The 19,240-nt window shown below is 65.2% G+C and carries 20 protein-coding genes; 12 read left to right on the top strand and 8 right to left on the bottom strand.

Features of this window, described 5'->3' with window-relative positions; translation table 11 throughout:
- Positions 1-35: 35 nt before the first annotated feature.
- Entirely contained in the window at positions 36-488 is a 453-nt protein-coding gene (locus tag BM43_RS14225) for a type II toxin-antitoxin system HicB family antitoxin (protein WP_025099763.1), read from the bottom strand.
- 207 nt (positions 489-695) lie between these two features.
- Between BM43_RS14225 and BM43_RS14220 the strand changes: the two genes are divergently transcribed.
- The 6 genes from BM43_RS14220 (at position 696) to BM43_RS14195 (ending at position 6,824) form a co-directional block, all read left to right on the top strand.
- On the top strand, positions 696-932 hold the full coding sequence (locus BM43_RS14220) for a hypothetical protein (protein ID WP_036055157.1): 237 nt from the start codon (positions 696-698) through the stop codon (positions 930-932).
- A gap of 109 nt (positions 933-1,041) precedes the next feature.
- Positions 1,042-1,845: a transglutaminase-like domain-containing protein gene (locus BM43_RS14215; protein ID WP_036055160.1), complete on the top strand. Its 804-nt coding sequence runs from the start codon at positions 1,042-1,044 to the stop codon at positions 1,843-1,845.
- 394 nt (positions 1,846-2,239) lie between these two features.
- Entirely contained in the window at positions 2,240-2,443 is a 204-nt protein-coding gene (locus tag BM43_RS14210; protein ID WP_013688848.1) for a cold-shock protein, read from the top strand.
- A 2,310-nt stretch (positions 2,444-4,753) separates the two neighbouring features.
- Positions 4,754-5,407 carry a PadR family transcriptional regulator gene (locus tag BM43_RS14205; protein WP_088555614.1) on the top strand — a complete coding sequence of 218 codons (654 nt, stop codon included), beginning with the start codon at positions 4,754-4,756 and terminating at the stop codon, positions 5,405-5,407.
- A 31-nt stretch (positions 5,408-5,438) separates the two neighbouring features.
- A complete protein-coding gene (locus tag BM43_RS14200) occupies positions 5,439-6,266 on the top strand; it encodes a siderophore-interacting protein (RefSeq protein WP_036055166.1) in 828 nt (275 codons plus the stop codon).
- A 318-nt stretch (positions 6,267-6,584) separates the two neighbouring features.
- Positions 6,585-6,824 carry a hypothetical protein gene (locus tag BM43_RS14195; protein WP_036057054.1) on the top strand — a complete coding sequence of 80 codons (240 nt, stop codon included), beginning with the start codon at positions 6,585-6,587 and terminating at the stop codon, positions 6,822-6,824.
- Positions 6,825-6,845: 21 nt separating this feature from the next.
- Here the strand turns inward: BM43_RS14195 and BM43_RS14190 are convergent, their stop codons facing one another.
- A complete protein-coding gene (locus BM43_RS14190) occupies positions 6,846-7,427 on the bottom strand; it encodes an undecaprenyl-diphosphatase (protein ID WP_017921691.1) in 582 nt (193 codons plus the stop codon).
- 90 nt (positions 7,428-7,517) lie between these two features.
- Between BM43_RS14190 and BM43_RS40430 the strand changes: the two genes are divergently transcribed.
- From BM43_RS40430 to BM43_RS14170, 5 genes are all read left to right on the top strand, one after another.
- The gene (locus BM43_RS40430; protein WP_144417666.1) at positions 7,518-7,766 is read left to right on the top strand and encodes a hypothetical protein; all 249 of its coding nucleotides are present in this window, start codon (positions 7,518-7,520) and stop codon (positions 7,764-7,766) included.
- A gap of 97 nt (positions 7,767-7,863) precedes the next feature.
- On the top strand, positions 7,864-8,604 hold the full coding sequence (locus tag BM43_RS14185; RefSeq protein ID WP_025099770.1) for an acetoacetate decarboxylase: 741 nt from the start codon (positions 7,864-7,866) through the stop codon (positions 8,602-8,604).
- Positions 8,605-8,652: 48 nt separating this feature from the next.
- Complete coding sequence (locus BM43_RS14180) at positions 8,653-9,438, top strand: 3-hydroxybutyrate dehydrogenase (RefSeq protein WP_036055169.1); 786 nt, start codon at positions 8,653-8,655, stop codon at positions 9,436-9,438.
- Positions 9,435-10,646, top strand: coding sequence for a patatin-like phospholipase family protein (locus tag BM43_RS14175; protein ID WP_036055171.1), 1,212 nt, complete (start codon positions 9,435-9,437; stop codon positions 10,644-10,646). The genes BM43_RS14180 and BM43_RS14175 overlap by 4 nt, the downstream gene beginning before the upstream one ends.
- Positions 10,647-10,721: 75 nt before the next feature.
- A complete protein-coding gene (locus BM43_RS14170; protein ID WP_036055173.1) occupies positions 10,722-11,186 on the top strand; it encodes a hypothetical protein in 465 nt (154 codons plus the stop codon).
- Between the two features lie 22 nt (positions 11,187-11,208).
- On the opposite strand, the gene BM43_RS14165 is transcribed toward BM43_RS14170, so the two are convergent.
- From BM43_RS14165 to BM43_RS14145, 5 genes are all read right to left on the bottom strand, one after another.
- On the bottom strand, positions 11,209-12,036 hold the full coding sequence (locus BM43_RS14165) for a GSU2403 family nucleotidyltransferase fold protein (RefSeq protein ID WP_036055175.1): 828 nt from the start codon (positions 12,034-12,036) through the stop codon (positions 11,209-11,211).
- Positions 12,033-13,166 carry a hypothetical protein gene (locus BM43_RS41345; RefSeq protein WP_042285912.1) on the bottom strand — a complete coding sequence of 378 codons (1,134 nt, stop codon included), beginning with the start codon at positions 13,164-13,166 and terminating at the stop codon, positions 12,033-12,035. The genes BM43_RS14165 and BM43_RS41345 overlap by 4 nt, the downstream gene beginning before the upstream one ends.
- Before the next feature lie 222 nt (positions 13,167-13,388).
- Entirely contained in the window at positions 13,389-14,306 is a 918-nt protein-coding gene (gene kdgD / locus BM43_RS14155; RefSeq protein WP_036054479.1) for a 5-dehydro-4-deoxyglucarate dehydratase, read from the bottom strand.
- Between the two features lie 76 nt (positions 14,307-14,382).
- Entirely contained in the window at positions 14,383-15,732 is a 1,350-nt protein-coding gene (gene gudD / locus BM43_RS14150; protein ID WP_013688834.1) for a glucarate dehydratase, read from the bottom strand.
- Between the two features lie 106 nt (positions 15,733-15,838).
- A complete protein-coding gene (locus BM43_RS14145; protein ID WP_036028420.1) occupies positions 15,839-17,173 on the bottom strand; it encodes an MFS transporter in 1,335 nt (444 codons plus the stop codon).
- A gap of 508 nt (positions 17,174-17,681) precedes the next feature.
- On the opposite strand from BM43_RS14145, the gene BM43_RS14140 reads away from it, so the two are divergent.
- Complete coding sequence (locus tag BM43_RS14140) at positions 17,682-18,392, top strand: FadR/GntR family transcriptional regulator (RefSeq protein WP_013688832.1); 711 nt, start codon at positions 17,682-17,684, stop codon at positions 18,390-18,392.
- A 95-nt stretch (positions 18,393-18,487) separates the two neighbouring features.
- Here the strand turns inward: BM43_RS14140 and BM43_RS14135 are convergent, their stop codons facing one another.
- A complete protein-coding gene (locus tag BM43_RS14135; protein WP_036055176.1) occupies positions 18,488-19,165 on the bottom strand; it encodes a methyltransferase family protein in 678 nt (225 codons plus the stop codon).
- Positions 19,166-19,240: the final 75 nt, after the last annotated feature.

Here is a 19,240-nt window from a genome sequence, read left to right as displayed (position 1 = left end):
CGCCTGGACAGCTCGTCGTCTGGTCGGGCGACACGTCACATGAGCGGCAAGGCAGGCAAGGCGGCCGGTGCCAGGCGATCGGGTCCGACGCCGCACGCGGGATGGCCGCCGCGCTCGCACATCAGGGACACGACCAGCTCTCGTGTGGTGCCCAGCGCCTTCGCCATTCGATCGATGTCGTGCACGACCTGCCTCGGCAGGCAAAGCTCGACGCGCAGGCTGGTCGACCGCAACCCGCCGATGTCGATATCGACGAATCGCCAGATTCCCTTGCCGGTATCGAACGCCGAGGCCTGCAGGATCACCATGTCGGTGGTGGGAGGAGGAATGAGACGTGCTTGCTTGTCGTAGCAAGTGATGACTGCCCTGGCGGCAAGCGCGTGCAATTCTGCATAGGAGCCGCCTGCGGCCTGCACCGCCGGGAAATCCGGGAGCGCGCCGTGATAGCGGTGCATACCAAGGCGCGTGATGTAGATCGGGTATTCCATGTTTTTCCTGGAGACGGATTCGCTGGACCTCAGGGTGCGGTACAACCCATCTCCAAGTCGGTACGATAGTGCACCATCGTTCGAGCCGGTATAGCGCGCAAGCGTGCCGGCAAGCCGAGGGTCACGACCATCGAGACGCGACGCCGGGCGGGACGAACCGCTCCGGGCGGCCCGTGTTAGTCTGCGAAACTCACGAGGAGGCATGTCATGAATCGGGTCATCGCGTATCGCGGCTTCGAGATCCACGTCGAATTGACCCCAGCCACACCGGAAACCTTTGACGTGACCTTCCAGGTAAAAAGCCGTACGAATCTCGAAGTGCTGGGCGCACGGGGAGGTCGCATCCCGCTGCGTCACGGCCCCTTTACCGAACGCTGGGCCTTTCTGGTCGCCGAAATCGCGGGCCAGGCCGCCATCGATGTCCTACTGGGCCCGACCGACTGACTCCCTTTCTTCGTTTCCTCGCTCCCCCTACCGCTCCGCCGATCATGTCCGAGCGCGCGCCGCCAAACAGCGAGGCGCGGCCCACGATCAACCTGGTTAAGGAGACTTCATGAAGCTGCGCGTCGGATATGAACTGTCATACGAGTGCCCACAGCCCACGCCGATGATGCTGATGCTGCACACACATTTTTCCCATGCGCGGGATATCGTGGTGGCAGACATACTCGTCACCGATCCGCCACTGCCGATCAGCCAGTATCGCGATTCGTTTGGCAACCTGTGCAGTCGCACCGTTGCCCCCATCGGACGCGTCAAGTTTCATACGACCGCCATCATCAACGTACCCGATGTCATGGAAACCCGGCCCGCCGGCGGTCGAGGCCATCCAGTCGAGCAATTGCCCGACGAGACGCTGATTTTTCTCTTGGGAAGCCGGTACTGCGAAACGGATCTCCTGGTCGACACCGCGTGGCAGTTGTTCGGCCATTGCGCGCCCGGGCGCGAGACCGTGCTGGCGATCTGCGATTTCGTGCATCAGCATATCGAATTCGATTACGGGCACGCACGCCCCACCAAGACTGCCTGGGAAGCGTACCGCGAACGCAAGGGTGTCTGCCGGGACTTCGCGCACCTGGGCGTCGCGTTGTGCCGTGCCATGAATATCCCCGCGCGCTACTGTACCGGCTATATCAGTGACGTGGGCTTGCCGCCCGCAACGGCGCCGATGGATTTCGCAGGCTGGTTCGAAGCCTACGTGGGAGACAGTTGGCAGACCTTCGACCCGAGAAACAATGCGCCACGTATCGGGCGCGTACTGATGGCTTACGGCCGCGATGCGGTGGATGTCGCGATCAGCAATGCATTCGGGCCAGCCGTGCTGACTCATTTCGAGGTGCATTGCGATCGGGAATAGTCGTGGCGGCCGTGCTGTCGACACGGGGATAGTCAGTCACCGCCAGCCGACAATGGTCCTCGCCATGTGGGCTATGGCACGCTTCCATAGTTGGCAGGCATCGCCTTGGCGACACCGCCGTTCAGGACCACGCCACTGATCTGATGGGGTCGGTGCGCAGCCAAGCCGTGTTGCATCGCTTCGTCGGCAGGACGGTCCGCCTGGCGAAACAGTTACAAGATTGGCATTGACCGCGACGGCACCCAACAGATACCGTGTCCACTGAAGTTCAAGAAGTTCGAGTGCTGTTCATCAATTGTCCGCTTTTCAGGCGGTATTCGTTGTCCTCTCCCTCCTTGATGCTTCACATGCCCATCTACAGGGCGAATCTTTTTATTTTTCTCAAGGATTTTTCATGGATACCGGTATCGTCAAGTGGTTCAATGACAGCAAGGGTTTTGGCTTCATCACGCCGGACAACGGCGGCGACGATCTGTTCGCGCACTTCTCGGAAGTGAGCGGCGACGGCTTCAAGACACTCGCTGAAAATCAGAAAGTCAGCTTCGAGACGAAGCGCGGCCCGAAGGGCATGCAAGCAGCTAACATCAAGCCGCTGTAAGGGTTGAAGAACCGGCACCTGGCAACAGGTGCCGAAAGTGCGGCGACACCCTCGCGACGCTGTCTCCCCAAGATCAGGACGATCGCATATGGCTGTGCCTGTTCATTCAGCCATTGCCCGAGCGCTACACACCTCATTTCCCTACCTCTGGCCTCAAGGCCATTTCTTCGTGTTTCGGCTGCTTCGGATTTAGCTTGCAAGGACCATGGGCCCTATCGCAAGTCAGCCGCGACCAGATCCGTCAACCAACTCTGATCGCACGCGCGAACGCTCGCCGCGATTGTGTGCTTCGGTTAAGGGTCCCAAATGCACCGAGCGTGGCCGCAAGCGCAGCCTCGATGATCCCCTCCAGCGAAAATCCGCTCTCTTCATTGCCCTACTGCTCCGTCAACACCGAATCTGGCAGCGCTGTGTCACTGGCGCTTTGAAGCCTCCTTCTTCAGTTTCCTCGCATCCCTCTTTTCCTTCGGTGTTCTAATCGCCACTTTTTTCTCCGATTTTTTGGCATTGTGGGCTTTGCTCATGATTACCTCCTTCTAGGGAACTCTCACAGAGTCTGTCGTGATGCATCTTGCGACGTAGCGTATACCACGCCTATTCGATCACGTGACGGTTACGATCAGCGTTTCGCATTTGACGGCGGTTACCTCCATCTGAACGTGAAGGATGCAGTGATCCACGCCTACACTAGTCGAGTGGCGCATCCATCCATAGCGAGCGTGGGCAAAGCTACTGTCACTTTTCCTATCCTTTCGTGGCAAGCCTTGTTTCGTTGACAGTCTCGCCGTCATTTTCCCAACGTCGCACGAAAGCTCAAGCCTGTCATGGAGCCCAATCCAGCACCCTGAGGGCGCGAGGCCGCGCCTTCCGGCTTATGCCCTGGCTGACGCGCTACTCATCGGCAGATAGACGATGCACGGTGCGGCAACGTACAGATTTTCCGCACCGACGAAAGCACAATATCGGCACTATTTGCTGTGCATTCCGGCATTCACCGCATCCGCGAACAGAGTGTCAGCGCTCGTGAGGAATGCGACAAGTAACTTCAGTTCGTGGTCCGAGGATAGAAAATGACAAGCGCAATGTGGGGCATCGTGATCGGGATGGCACTGATCGTCGGATTTTCGTTGCATCGATCTAGGTCAGGCAGGATAGAAGCCATCGCAACTTCCAGTCGCATCTTTGAAGAGCCGCCGGCTTCGACATCCGCCTTGTAGTGACGGCTCTACGTTCTGTCTGAGAGAGCAGAGATTGGGCCCCGACTCAGACACATTCCAGTTATCGCTCATTAAGGCACGCCTTCCTCGCAAGCTGTCTGCATCACAATGCGCGCGGCTGGGACAGTATGTCGGTACGTTGCCGTACGGATTCTCGAGGAGGGGACGCTTGCCCCCGAACCAAGGGAGGATGTAGTTGACAGTGTCTAAGGGGATGGACCGAACTCGACCTCGCATTGATGGTCCGGCACGGCCGCCCGATCGGGCGAGCACCACCTGGGACAGGGCGACGTGGTGTGGGCCTCGCCTCGCATCGGGGCTTCACACTGGCGGACGGATTATCGGTGCCGCTCGCGTCGCCTCCCGAAATCCGCTGCTGCCGCCAGCGCGGGCTGGCCACGCCGGGCCGCCCATATCACGGATCTACATGAGCCAGAGGCAACCACCGCGTGTAGCCTGCTGTCACGGCATTTGTGCTGTCCGATCGCACCGCGTCGGCGGCTAGGTTAGTCAGGCGCCTACCGTTTGGCCTGCCAGTCCAATCGACTGCCACGTCGTCGTATCGTCGTAGGCCACGGCCAGGGAGATGCCGCCTCCTTGATCAGGCAAGCCGTACACGGAAGTCGGGAGCTCGTTGGAATTTTCGATGGTGCGGCAGTCGAGATTACGCAGCGTGTCGCCCACGTTATGCAGCACCGCACCGCCGAGCTGGTAGGCCGGTGCCGAGATCGCGTCATCGGCAAAACTCCGAGCCGTGCCACGCCACTACGCGCCGTTGATGACGTCTGGAGCTGGCGCTGCCGACCTGGCCCGCTGCTAGGTTACGGATCGCCACCAGCTCGCCCGCGCCCTCGATCCTCCCCTCAATTTCCTTCTTGACGACATATCTTTCGATATATATCTTTCGATACATCTTTAGACATGTACGAAGGAGAACACGATGCGTCGTTCCCATCATCACGGCCGTTTCCGCGACGGCTTCGAAGGCGGCTGGTGGCAAGGCCCGAGCTGCGACCCGGATGCCGAGCGCCACGCGCGCGGCCATGAGCATGGCGATTTTCGCCGTCACGGCGGTCTAGCCAGGTTGTGGGCCATGGCCGGCGGCCGGCGCGGCGGCGGCCGCCACGGCTTCGGCGGCTTTCCGGAAGGCTTCGGCGGCCCGGGCGGACCCGGCGGTTTCGGCTTCGACGATCCGCGCATGCCGCGTGGCCGCCAGTTCAATTCCGACGACCTGCAACTGATGCTGCTCTCGCTGCTGGCCGCCCAGCCGAGTCACGGCTACGAGCTGATCAAGGCGCTCGACACGCGCTCGCAAGGCTTCTACGTGCCGAGCCCCGGCATGGTCTACCCGGCGCTGACCTACCTGGAAGAAGTCGGCTACGTGACCGTCGAGGTCGATGGCAACCGCAAGCGCTACGCGCTCGCCGAAGCCGGCCGCGAGCATCTCGAAGCCCAGCGCGAGCGTGTCGAACTGCTGTTCGCGAAGCTCGAGCACCTCGGCCGCAAGATGGAATTCATGCGCCGCGCCTTCGCGGGCCAGGGCCAGGGCGAAGCCGGCGAGGACACGCCGGAAGGCGGCTGGCTGCCCGAGTACGTCGAGGCACGCCTGGCGCTGAAACACCTGCTGTTCCGCAAGAGCGCGGTCAGCCCGGACGAGCAGCGCCGCATCGCCGCGATCCTGCGCCGCACGACGGCCGAGATCGAAGGCAAGCCCGAAGCCGCGCCGAACGCCGCGCCCGACGCCTGAAGCGCGCCCACCCAACCCGGAGAATCGATTGATGCAGAATCCGACTGAACGCGCCGTGACGCGCGTGCGCCATACGCTGAAACGCCGCGAACTGACCGTCAGCCGCATCACGCGCGTGACGCCCCATCTGCTGCGCGTGACGCTCACGGGCGAGGATCTCGACGACTTCGTCAGCGCCTCGTTCGACGACCACGTGAAGGTGTTCTTCCCCGCGCCCGGCGAAACCGAAGCGCCCAAACCGGTGCTGGGCCCGAACGGGCTCGAACTGCCGGAAGGCGCGCCCAGGCCGATCATGCGCGATTTCACACCGCGCCGTTACGATCGCGAGGCACGCGAGCTCGACCTCGAGTTCGTGCTGCACCACCCTGGCCCGGCCTCGCAGTGGGCCGAGCAGGCCGCCGTGGGCCAGACGCTGGCGATCGGCGGCCCGCGCGGATCCTTCGTGGTCCCGACCGACTTCGACTGGCACCTGCTGATCGGCGACGATACGGCGCTGCCCGCCATCGCGCGCCGCCTGGGCGAACTGCCGACCGGCACGCGCGCGGCGGTGGTGGTGGAAGTCGCCGATGCCTCGGCGCACATCGAGTTCGAGTCGCGAGCCGAGGTCTACACGATCTGGCGATATCGCGACGACCCGGCTGCCGCCGGTGCCGAAGCGGGCGCGCAGTTCGTCGAGGCCCTGAGCGAGCTGCCGCTGCCGAATGGCGACGGTTATGTCTGGGCGGCCGGCGAGGCGGCGGCGATGCGCGCGGTGCGCCGGCATCTGTGCGACACGCGCGGCGTCCATAAGTCGCGCATCCGCGCCTCGGCCTACTGGAAACGTGGCGCCGAAGGCGTGCACGAATCGCTCGACGATTGACCGGCGGAAGGCGCCGATCGAAGCGGCGCCGCTCGCTGTCAACGCGGAAAGCTTGTCAACTTTCGATAAGCGAAGCGCTTGCGGGCTTGCGTCCGCGCTTGGCAGTGCCATCGCGCGTGGTATATATCCGACTGAATGGCCTGCGGGGCGCCTGGCGCCCGGCGGGCCATTCGCCGGTCCGGCGGCGGGCAAGCAGCGAATGCCCGCGCGAGACGGCCGGCTCGACCGTCGCGATGCGGCGCAATACGGTCGCGACGATGCGGGAGACCACGCGCGGTCCGTCCCATGGACACGCGCTCATCGTTTCAGCGCACGACCATGAACGCCGACCACAATACGCACGCCACGCTCGCCCGATCGCTCCGGATCGTCGCCTACTGCTCGCTCGCGGCCATCGCGGTCGCGCTGTTCGTCGCGATGTGCGCGATCCTGCGCGACAGCGCGATCGACCGCGAAGTCTCGCAACGCGGCGCCACCGATACGCTCGAACTGCATGGCGGCACGGGCGCCTCGCCCGACGTCGCGCCCGACGCCACGGCCGGCAAGTCCCCAGGCTGACGATCGATCGCCTCGCGCGGCCTAGCGGCCGCGCAGATTCCCCAATACCACCATCCTCAGCGTCTCGCCGATGCGTTCGAGGCGTGCCACCAGCATGCCGCCGTAGCAACGCACCAGCAGCGCGCCGGCGGTGCCCGTGAACACCCCGCCGAGCATGTCGAGCGGCCAGTGCACGCCCGCATAGACACGTCCCCAGGCCACCAGCAGCGCGTCGATCGCCATCGCGATGCCGAGCGCGCGCGTGCTGCGCGACAGCCACAGCGCGCTCGCCACGCTCCAGACGAAGGTCATGTGATTGCTGGGGAACGAGCCGTCCGCCGCATGCGGGATCAGCTGCGTACCGAGGCCGATCGCGAACGGCCGCGGCGAGTACCAGACGCTGGAGATGAGTTGCGCGAGCAGCAGCGCGACGCAGGCGGCCAGCCCTGCCGCGATGGCCTGCCGGCGCACCGGCCGCGTACCGGCGAGCCAGACCGCCAGCAACAGCGCCGGCACGATGAATACCAACCAGACCGCGGCGAATATCGCCAGATTGGCAACCGCGGGTTGGGGATGGGAGCCGGCATTGAGCGCCGCGAACGCGGCGAGATTGAGATTGAGCATCGGGGACGAGCAGGACGAGGCGCGATCGGCAGGGATCGCGCAGCGCCGACATTACGAAGGATTGACGTCGGGACCGCCGATGAAAGCGGATTGAAACGCCTTGCTGCAGCGCGGCACTTTGATGGTGGTGCGGCGCAAAAGTTCAATGCCGGTATCGATGCGATCTTCGATGCAAGCCGCGGCGCGATCCCGTATTCTCTCACCCTGAATCCCGAAAAGACTCACCCAGGATGCTCACACGGGCGTCATCGGCGCGCGGGAAGATGCGGATTCGCCGCCGTCATTAGGTCGATTTCACGCATCGATTTCACGATTTCTGAAGTTCAGGCTACGAATTAAGCAATAAACTCTTCCGCTTGCGGCAGCGCACAATCGATCTGCAACAGCATTAGGATATCGGCACTCTTCCCTCAGCAGCGATCAACAAGGAGTCCGCATGAACCCGAGTCAAGTCCTGTCGAATGCGTTCGCGATGCCGCTCACGAGTCCCGCGTTTCCGATGGGACCGTACCGCTTCATCAATCGTGAGTTCCTGATCATCACGTACCGCACCGACATGGACCGCTTGCGCGAGATCGTGCCGGAGCCGCTGAAGGTCACCCAGCCGCTGGTCCACTACGAGTTCATCCGCATGCCGGACTCCACCGGCTTCGGCGACTACACGGAAAGCGGGCAGGTGATTCCGGTCGAATTCGAAGGCCAGCCGGGCGGCTACACGCTCGCCATGTACCTCAACGACCACCCGCCGATCGCCGGCGGTCGCGAGCTGTGGGGCTTCCCGAAGAAGCTCGCGCAGCCGACGCTCGAAACGCATACCGACACGCTGCTGGGCACGCTCGACTACGGCCCGGTGCGCGTGGCCACCGGCACCATGGGCTACAAGCACAAGGACCTCGACCTGGTCGAGCAGCAGCAGCGCCTGGCCGGCGCGAACTACCTGCTGAAGATCATTCCGCACGTCGACGGCAGCCCGCGCATCTGCGAGCTGGTGCGCTACTACCTGCAGGACATCAAGATGAAAGGCGCCTGGACCGGCCCGGCCTCGCTGCACCTGGCGCCGCACGCGCTGGCGCCGGTGGCCGACCTGCCGGTGCTCGAGATCGTCGAGGCGCGCCACCTGATGGCCGACCTCACGCTCGGCCTCGGCGAAGTCGTCTACGATTACCTCGCGAAGTAAGACCTCGCCTCACCTGAACGCATCCACCAACAACACGGGAAATCGATCATGAGCAATCTGACTGGCAAGACCGCTGTCGTCACCGGCGCCGCGAGCGGCATCGGCAAGGAAATCGCGCTGGAACTGGCCAAGGCGGGCGCCGCCGTGGCGATCGCCGACCTGAACCAGGACGGCGCGAACGCCGTGGCCGAGCAGATCAAGACGGCCGGCGGCAAGGCGATCGGCGTGGCGATGGACGTCACCAACGAGGACGCCGTCAATGCCGGCATCGACAAGGTCGCCGCCGAGTTCGGCTCGGTCGACATCCTGGTCTCGAACGCGGGCATCCAGATCGTCAATCCGATCGAGAACTACTCGTTCTCGGACTGGAAGAAGATGCAGGCGATCCACGTCGACGGCGCCTTCCTGACCACCAAGGCCGCGCTCAAGCACATGTACAAGGACGATCGCGGTGGCGTGGTGATCTACATGGGCTCGGTGCACTCGCACGAGGCCTCGCCGCTGAAGTCGGCTTACGTGACGGCCAAGCACGGCCTGCTGGGCCTGGCGCGCGTGCTGGCCAAGGAAGGCGCGAAGCACAACGTGCGCTCGCATGTGGTCTGCCCGGGCTTCGTGCGCACGCCGCTGGTCGACAAGCAGATCCCCGAGCAGGCCAAGGAACTCGGCATCAGCGAAGAGGAAGTGATCAAGCACGTGATGCTGGGCAACACCGTCGACGGCGTGTTCACCACGGTGGAAGACGTCGCCAAGACGGTGCTGTTCCTGTCGGCCTTCCCGAGCGCCGCGCTCACGGGCCAGTCCTTCATCGTCAGCCACGGCTGGTTCATGCAATGAAGCCGCACGCCCGTACCGAGAAACAGGCGAGCGACCCCGACCTGCAAGCCGAGGCCGGCGCGCCGGCCGCGCGCGGGCTGCCGTACGAAACGATCGCGCTCGTGCTGCAAGGTGGCGGCGCGCTCGGCTCGTATCAGGCGGGCGTGTTCGAAGGGCTGCACGAGGCCGGCGTTCCGCTGAACTGGATCGCCGGCATCTCGATCGGCGCGCTGAACACCGCGCTGATCGCCGGCAATGCGCCCGAGCATCGCGTCGAGCGGCTGCGCGAATTCTGGAACACGATCTGCCAGCCCGCGTTCTTCCCGGCGCTGCCGACCGCGATCGAGTTCGCGCTGTTCAACAGCATCGAATCGGTGCGCCAGGCCTTCACCGCCTCGCAGGCGGCCAGCGCGATCCTGCAGGGGCAGCGCGGCTTCTTCGTGCCTCGCTTCCCGCCGCCGCTACCCGGCGTGCGCGAGGAAACCGAGCGTGTCAGCTATTACGACACCTCGCCGCTGCGCAAGACGCTGCTCGAGTTCTGCGATTTCGATCGCATCAACTCGGGCGAGATCCGCGTGTCCGTCGGCGCGGTGAACGTCGCCACCGGCAACTTCACCTACTTCGACAACACCAAGATCACGCTGCACCCCGAGCACTTCATGGCCTCGGGCGCGCTGCCGCCCGCCTTCCCGCCCGTCGAGATCGACGGCCAGTTCTACTGGGATGGCGGCGTGGTGTCGAACACGCCGCTGATGGAAGTGCTGCGCGCCTCGCCGCGCCGCGACACGCTCGCGTTCCAGGTCGATCTCTGGAATGCGCGCGGGCCGCTGCCGGCCACGCTGGCCGATGTCTCGGAGCGAACCAAGGACGTGCAGTATTCGAGCCGGACGCGTTTCGTCACCGACACGCTGCAGCGCGAGCAGCGCTTCCGCAACGTGCTGCGCCGCGTGCTGGAGCTGGTGCCCGAGGACGTCCGCAACAACGATCCCTGGTGCCAGCAGGCGGGCGTGCTGTCGACCGGCAAGCGCTACAACGTCCAGCACCTGATCTACCAGCAGAAGTCCTACGAGCACGACTACAAGGACTACCAGTTCGGCCTCTCGACGATGCGAGACCACTGGGCGGCCGGGCTCACCGACATCCGCAACACGCTGGCGGTCAAGGACGCGCTCGCGCTGCCGACCAACGACTCCGGCTTCGTCACGCACGACATCCACCGGCCGCGGTGATGCCGTCCTCGCGCGGCCGGTGCCGTTCCGGCCGGTCGCGCGATGTCTTTCCTCCCTCCCGGTCCCCGCTCCCTCATGCCGATCCTGATCGTCCTGTTCGTGCTCGCCGCGCTCGTCTGGGGCGCGGTTGCCGCATTCCATGCCCTTGCCGCGCAGTTCGGCACGGGCGTCGCGATCGCCGCCGCCGTGGTGGCGGCCGCGTTACTGGCGTTCGCCGTCTCGGCGTGGCTGCGCAGCCGACGCGAGATCGCGCCGAATACCAGGGAAGGCGGCTGGACGCATGTGATGCGGCAGGGAACGGCTTCGCTGCAACTGTCGTCGACGCAGGGGCTGCTGTGGATGTCGCTGGATGGCGTGGAAGGGCGTTATACGCTGACCGATATCGTCGATTGCCAGGCGCGGCAGGCCGGCGGGCAATGGTGCCTGGTCGTGACGGTGCGCGACGCGCGGCAACCCGAATGGCAATTGCCGATGGCCAGCCAGCGCGAGGCGCGGCGCTGGGCGCGCGTGGTGACGCTGGGGCGGGCGGGAAGCTTGTGAGCTTGGGCGGCGCGCCGCAAGCTCAAGCCGAGCGCCCATAGAGATCGCCCAGCCATTGTCGGCAGATCGCCTGCATCTCGCGCGGCACCAGCAGACGATCGACGGGAATGCGCGCCGCCGCGCGAAGCTCGTCGGTCACTTCGCCAAACAAAGCCTCGATTCCCTCGACGATCTCGGCTCGTTCGCGTGCTGAAACATGATGGGCGACGTCATCTCGCCAAAGCACCGCGAGCCGGCTTGCACGATCGGCAAACAGCACGATGGCATCGTGAATGTAGAGGATGTCCTGGGCGAGCTTGCGCTGCCGCCGCCGCTCGTCGCGGATCAGGATTTTCTGCGCGATGAAGCTCACGGGATTCGGAATGCGCAAGCCATGGAGCGGAACCGGGAGCCCGGCCGTGCCGGCCGCGATGGATACCCGCCACGGCAAGGCCATCAGCAGGCTGAAACGGCGCAACTTCTGCGCGCTGATGCCGGAAGCATCGAGGGTGACGCTGGGCGCACCCTGGCGGGTGCGGCCGCTCCCCGACAGGGTGGTGAGGAATTCGGCGTAGAAGCCGTGCCGCTCGTCGCCCAGGGTGTATTTCGCGACCGGCGGCCGATACTCGCCGCATAGCTGTTCTCGAAATCCCGCCGCGAGCAGCGCGTCTTTCATGCTGCCCTGGAACCGGGTGTGTTCGTCGAAGGCGATATCGGCGTCAAGCGTCGCGATCGGCCTGAACCGAGGGTCGGCCGTCGCGAGCGGATGCAGGCGATAAAGCCGATGCGCCCATCCGCCGACATAGACGATCTGGTCGCGCCAGGGTGCAAGCGCCGCGGCCAGCCGGGCAAAGGGTTCGAGGTCGTTCACGAGGTATCTCCGACGAGGTCGCGAAGTACCGTATTCTCGATGTGAAGCGACTGCTCCGTCCCGCGCGAAGGATGCGACACAGTGTCGAGCCAGACCTGGATCACATCGGCGACGACCAGGCCCTGCCGGCGAACGCTGCCTCGCAACAGCGAATTGGGCGCCGAGGCCTGCTTGAGTATCACGAGGCGCTCGGCATCCGCCGATGCAGGCGCCAGCCCGGGCCAGTTTGCCGCCTGCTCGAGATCACGCACGTAAAGATAGGGCGGAACGCCGTGGACATGCCCGACGCCGAGCGCGTCGGCGGCCCCGAACAAGCCTACGCAGCCCTCGTGCTCGCCCAGCCAGCCGGCGATGCGCGCACGCGGATCGCCCGGCATCACGAAACGCATGCGGGCCTCGGGCGTGGTGGATCGGTAATAGGATTTCCAGCGCTCGGCCAGCTCGCGGCGCCTGACGACGCGCAGCTCGCCGCCCTCGTCAAGAAAACCCTGCTCGTGCATCGCGGCGACGAAGCGCGATGCCGTCATCACCGAGACGTCGGCCGCTTTCGCCAGCTCGCTGATCGTGCGATAGCCGGCTCGCGGCGCCGTCAGCATCCCGGCGGGCACCTGGGGGGCGAACAGCACCTTGAGCAACCACTGGTTCAAGTCGGAAAACAGGTTGGCGCCCCCGCGAATTCGCGCGTTGGCCACCCGCCGCGGCGTCGATATGGGCTGGTCCGTCGACATCGGCTCCAGGCCCGCGCCGCGAAAATACCGCGTGCCGCCCGGCGAGGCGACGCCAACCGCCACGTCGGCCGCGTAATTCGCGCAGAACTCGCCGATCCGGCGCAGCAGGGCACCCTGCAGTTCGCGCACCCAGATCAGCGCGAGCGGGCGCGCGCGGCCATGCGCACGCGCATAGGCCTGGGCCTGCAGGATCGCTTGCGCGAGCAAGGCGATGACGCGATCCGCGCGGCTTTCCGAGGCAGCCTTGACGTCAGCGACATACGACACCTTGCCCTTCCTTAGCAGCAGGTCGGGCTGGTAGCGCAAAGCCTGCGCGGGTGCCGCCACGACCTCCCAGCCCGCCGCGCGAAACAGCGCGGCGAAGGCGTGATCGGTGGATTGCTCGGATTCGATAATCATCATGCCCCCTTTCTAACACGGCCATGTTATTTACCATGGCCGTGTTAGTTAACGTGGCCATGTTAAATCAGAGAATCCCGTCACGACAAATTCGGTGCCCATGCGTTTGCGACCGGGCAAGATTCGCTGCATCGGCCAGGCTCGAAAGCGACATGGCCGGCACCAAGGTGCCGGCCATGCGTGACGCCGTTCGCCGACTGAATGCGGCGCCACGAATATCGAGGCTTACTGCGCGCCAAGCTTCTTGATCAGCACATCGAGCTCGGCCAGTTCGGCTTCGTTCAGGTCCGTCAGCGGGGCGCGCACCGGGCCCGCGTCGTGGCCGACCAGCTTGGCGCCGGCCTTCACGATGCTGACCGCGTAACCCGCGCGGCGGTTGCGGATCTTCAGGTAGGGCAGAAAGAACTCGTCGATCAGCTTGCCGACGGTGGCGTGATCGTCGGCCGCGATCGCGCGGTAGAAGTCCATCGCCGTCTTCGGGATGAAGTTGAACACCGCCGACGAATAGACCGGCACGCCCAGCGCCTTGTAGGCCGCGGCATAGACTTCCGCGGTCGGCAGCCCGCCCAGGTAGGCGAAGCGATCGCCCAGGCGACGGCGGATGGTCACCATCGCCTCGATCTCGCCCACGCCGTCCTTGAAGCCGATCAGGTTCGGGCAACGCTCGGCCAGGCGCTCGAGCATGTCGGCGTTGAGCTTGGAATTGGCGCGGTTGTAGATGATCACGCCGATGTCCGGCACGGCCTTGCAGACCTGCTCGGCGTGATCGGCGATGCCTTCCTGCGAGGCTTCGGTCAGGTAATGCGGCATCAGCAGCACGCCGTTGGCGCCCAGGCGCTGGGCTTCCCTGGCGTATTCGATGGCCACGCGGGTGGGGCCGCCGGCGCCGGCCAGGATCGGCACCTTGCCCTTGCAGGTCTCGGCGGCGGTGCGCACCACGTTCGAATAGTCGTCGCGGGTCAGCGAGAAGAACTCGCCCGTGCCGCCGGCCACGAACAGCGCCGAGGCGCCGTAGGGGGCGAGCCATTCGAGGCGCTCGACATAGGTGCTCGGGCGGAAGTTGCCCTCGGCGTCGAAGTCGGTGACGGGGAAGGACAGCAGGCCTTCCGAGATGATCTGCTTGAGTTCCTGAGGCGTGGTCATGTGCTTGCTTGGTTCGGTTCGTGAGGCGATCGAGCCGGCCCGGCCGATCGCGTTGAATGTCGTGTCGATGTCGAGTTCAGCGCACCAGGCAGGGGCGCTTGTTGTCGAACTTCCAGTTCGGGATCAGGTACTGCATCGCGACGCCGTCGTCGCGCGCGCCCAGGCCGTGCTGCTCGTACAGCGCGTTGGCGCGTTCGAGCGCATCCATGTCGACCTCGATGCCCAGGCCCGGCCTGGCCGGCACCTTCACCTTGCCGCCGACGATCTGCAGCGGATCGCGCGTCAGGAACTGGCCGTCCTGCCAGATCCAGTGCGTGTCGATCGCGGTGATCTTGCCCGGCGCGGCGGCCGCCACGTGCGTGAACATCGCCAGCGAGATATCGAAGTGATTGTTCGAGTGCGAGCCCCAGGTCAGGCCCCAGTCGTTGCACATCTGCGCGACGCGCACCGAGCCCTGCATGGTCCAGAAGTGCGGATCGGCCAGCGGGATGTCGACCGATTGCAGCTGGATCGCGTGGCCCATCTGGCGCCAGTCGGTGGCGATCATGTTGGTGGCCGTCGGCAGGCCCGTGGCGCGGCGGAATTCGGCCATCACCTCGCGGCCCGAATAACCGTTCTCGGCGCCGCAGGGATCTTCCGCGTAGGCCAGCACGCCGTGCATGTCGCGACACAGGCGCACCGCCTCGGCGAGCGACCAGGCGCCGTTCGGGTCCAGCGTCACGCGCGCTTGCGGGAAGCGCTCGGCCAGCGCCTTGGCGGCCTCGATTTCCTCGTCGCCGGACAGCACGCCGCCCTTCAGCTTGAAGTCGTTGAAGCCGTAGCGCGCCTGCGCGGCCTCGGCCAGGCGCACCACCGCCTCGGGCGTCATCGCCACCTCGGTGCGCAGGCGCTCCCAGTCGTCGCGGCCGTCGGCGCCGCTGGCATAGGCCAGGTCCGTCTTGTTGCGGTCGCCGATGTAGAACAGGTAGCCGAGCATCTCGACCTCGTCGCGCTGCTGACCTTCGCCGAGCAGGGCCGCCACCGGCACGTTCAGGTGCTGGCCGAGCAGGTCGAGCAGCGCCGCCTCCAGCGCCGTGACGGCGTGGATGGTGGTGCGCAGGTCGAAGGTCTGCAGGCCGCGGCCGCCGGCGTCGCGATCGGCGAAGGTCGAGCGCACGCGGTTCAGCATCGCCTGCAGGTTGCCGATCGACTGGCCGACCACGATCCCGCGCGCATCGTCGATGGTCTTGCGGATCGCCTCGCCGCCCGGCACCTCGCCCACGCCGGTGTGGCCGCTGCTGTCGCGCAGGATCACGACGTTGCGCGTGAAGAACGGGCCGTGCGCGCCGCTCAGGTTCATCAGCATGCTGTCGCGGCCGGCGACCGGCACGACGCGCAGCTCGGTCACGACAGGGGTGGCGTTTGCCTGGATGGAATTCGAGGACATGGAGCGTTACCTGAAAAAGGCGCCGAATCCGGCGCTGGAGAAAGCTTGCAAAATCCGGCGGCACCTCGTGGGCGCCGCCGCCTCATTCATGCGCGATGCGCGTACCTCAGCGCGGGCTGCTGCTCGACAGCGCACCGCCGTCGGGCGTCGTGCCGGCGGGCCGGCTGCGCGCCAGGAAGCCCGCCGCGGCCGCGATCAGCGAGGCCGCCGCCAGGCCATACAGGCCACCCTTGATCGAGCCCGTGTGCTGCTGCAGGTAGCCGAAGGCGGCCGGCGCGAAGAAGCCGCCGAGATTGCCGAGCGAGTTGATCAACGCGATCACGCCCGCCGCGACCCGCGCATCGAGATAAGCTTGCGGGATCGGCCAGAACAGCGACGAAGCCGCCTTGAAGCCGATCGCCGCGAAGCAGATCGCGACGAAGGACATCAGCGCGTTGCTGGTGGTCGACGCGAACAGCCCGCAGGCCGCGATCACCAGCGCGGTGGCCATCCAGGCACGCTGATGACGCCAGCGCGCCGAGGCCATCGCGAAGCCGTACATCGCGACCATCGCGATCAGCCAGGGAATCGCATTGAGCAGCCCGACCTGGAAATCGCTCAGCCCGCCGATCTTGCGGATGATGGTCGGCAGCCAGAAGGTGGCCGCGTAGATCGTCAGCTGGATCGCGAAATACAGGAAGCAGAACAACAGGATCTGCGGATCGCGCAGCAGCTTCATGGTCGGCACATGCGCATTGCCGCGCGCATCGCGCTCGGCCTGCTCGGCCGCGATGGTCGAGTGCAGCGCCTGCTTTTCCGCGCTGCTCAGCCAGGGCGCGTCGTCGATGCGCGACTTCAGCATCATCCAGCTCACGCCGCACAACAGGATCGAGAAGCCGCCCTCGATCAGGAACATCCACTGCCAGCCCTTCAGGCCCAGGCCGCTGATCGACAGCAGGCTGCCCGTGATCGGCCCAGACAGCACCGAGGCGAACGCCGAGCCGCCCAGGAAGATCGCCACCGCCTTGCCGCGCGACGATTGCGGCAGCCACTGCGTGAAGTAGAACACCACGCCGGGGAAGAAACCCGCCTCGGCCACACCGAGCAGGAAGCGCAGCACGTAGAACGACTGCTCGTTCCAGACGAAGGCCATGGCCGCCGCGACCACGCCCCAGGTGCCCATGATCCGCGTCAGCCAGGCGCGCGCGCCGAACTTCTGCATCAGCACGTTCGAGGGCACCTCGAACAGCGCGTAGCCGACGAAGAACAGCCCGCTGCCGAAGCCGTAGGCGGCCGCGCCGATGCCGAGGTCGGCATGCATGTGCGAATTGACGAAACCGATGTTCACGCGATCGATGTAGTTCGCGATGAACATCACCAGGAACAACGGCATCACATGCCGCATCACCTTGGCGACCGCCGAATCGAGCGGGTTCGCTGCCGTGCCGAGAGCTGCTGTCAACGATGTCTCCTGTATCGGCCGCGGGCGGCCTGGACGAGCCTCACGTAGCACCCGTCGATCGCTCTGCACGATTTTGCGTGATACGTTGTCTGACAACATTGTAGTCGGACAACCTGTTTGCCGATTAGCCGCGTTTACCCTGGGTCCCTCATATCCATTATTGAAGCCTGAGACATGCGACTTTCACGAGTTTGAGCAGTCTTTCGAGCTGGTCATGCTAGGACGTCAGACAACATAGATTTTACGTGGAAATCGATGCCCTTGTCCGACAACGAGTCATTGTGTCGTCCGATGATTCCCGGCTGCCTGGAACCGGGATCTGGCGAACGCCGAACACCCGTGATCGCTCCGTGATTTCCCGATATCTCTCGCCAAATCGGTCCCGAACCGCTTTTCCGCCCCGGGTTTGCGGCTATGATGCCGGGATTCGGGACATCGGATGACCTCGACAAGAGGCCATGATCCGCCCCAATTTTCCAGAACCGTTTTCCTCGCCCCGCAAGCACTCATGAGCAGCCTGTCCGAGAAGGTCGTCGCGTCCCTGTCCGAAGAAATCCGTCGCGGTGCCCTGCGGCCCGGCGACCGGCTGCCGACCGAGGTCGCGATGATGAAGCAGCTCTCGGTGAGCCGCTCGGTGATCCGCGAGGCAATCTCGCGCCTGCAGGCCGCGCGCATCGTCGAGACGCGTCATGGCGTCGGCACCTTCGTGCTGGCGCCGCACAACGACGCGACCATGCAGCTGCCGACCGCCGACCTGTCGAACATGCTCGACGCGATGGCCGTGCTCGAATTCCGCATGGATGTGGAGGCGGCGTCGGCGGCGCTGGCCGCCAAGCGGCGCACCGAGCAGAACCTGCGGCTGATGCAGGTCGCGCTCGAGCGCTTCGAGGCCGAGCTCCAGCGCGGCAGCACCGACACGCTCGCGCACGACATCGAGTTCCATCTGCAGATCGCGCAGGCCAGCGGCAACCGTTACTTCGTCGACGTGCTGAGCCAGCTCGGCCGTTCGGTCAGCCCGCGCACGCGCCTGGGCAGCGCCGAGCTGGCCGAGCTCGACCAGATCGACGTGCTGCGCCAGGTGCTCGACGAGCACCGCTGGATCTATCGCGCGATCGAGCGACAGGAACCCGACGACGCGCGCGCCGCGATGCGCGTGCACTTGAGCAAGAGCCGCGAGCGCCTGCAGCACGCGCACGATACGAGCCATTCGCAAGGCTGAAGACACAGGCGCGCAGCCTGTTTTCCCTGCTCCCGAAAACTCTCACCTTTGGCCGCCTTGCATCGATTTGCGTGCGCGCGCAACGGTGAGCCGACTCACCATATTCCCGGCACGAGTCGCCGGCGCACTGTGCGGCAGTAGTCGGAATAGCCCGCCAGACGGGCTTCCAGGTATTTTTCCTCGTCGAGCAGGCGCACCACGATCGCTGCGGTGAGGACGACGGCACAGCCCAGCGCACTCCAGGACTGCAAGGCCAGCGGGCTCCCGAAAAACATCACCATTGCGGCCGAGTACATGGGATGGCGCACATAGGCGTAGGGCCCGGTCGAGATCACGGTCTGGTTCTCGGCCAGCGTGATCGTGCTCGCGGCGAAGGTATTCGCGCGCAGCACCGCGAAGCAGATCGCGAAACCGAGCACCAGCAGCGCGTTGCCCGCCAGCACCATCGCCAGGTCGAAGCGAGGCTGCGTGAAGCGCCATTCGAGGCCGGCGCCGATCACCAGCGCCGCGCTGCCGAGGCCGGCCACGGCCAGCACGGCTTTCTGCAGCGGCGAGGTTTCGGCGCGCACGCCGACATGCATGCGGCGCTCGATCAAGGCCGGATCGCGCCGCGTGAACCAGGCTGCCGTGGCCGAGGCGCAGAGCGAGAATATGGCCCAGTAGAGCCAGCCCTGCCAGTAGCGTGGTGAGTTGGACGACACCACGAACATCACCGCGAGCGCGATGACGAACTGCATCTGCGCGATCGCGACGCGCCGGGCCAAGGGGCTCATGATGTGTCTCCTCCGGTGAGGCTTCGTGGTTTTGTCGGATCACCTGCCGTATTGCAATCGAATCGACCATCCTGG

The sequence above is a fragment of the Burkholderia gladioli genome, from assembly GCF_000959725.1.
GTDB lineage: Bacteria > Pseudomonadota > Gammaproteobacteria > Burkholderiales > Burkholderiaceae > Burkholderia > Burkholderia gladioli.
This window is presented reverse-complemented; position numbering and strand designations above follow the sequence as displayed.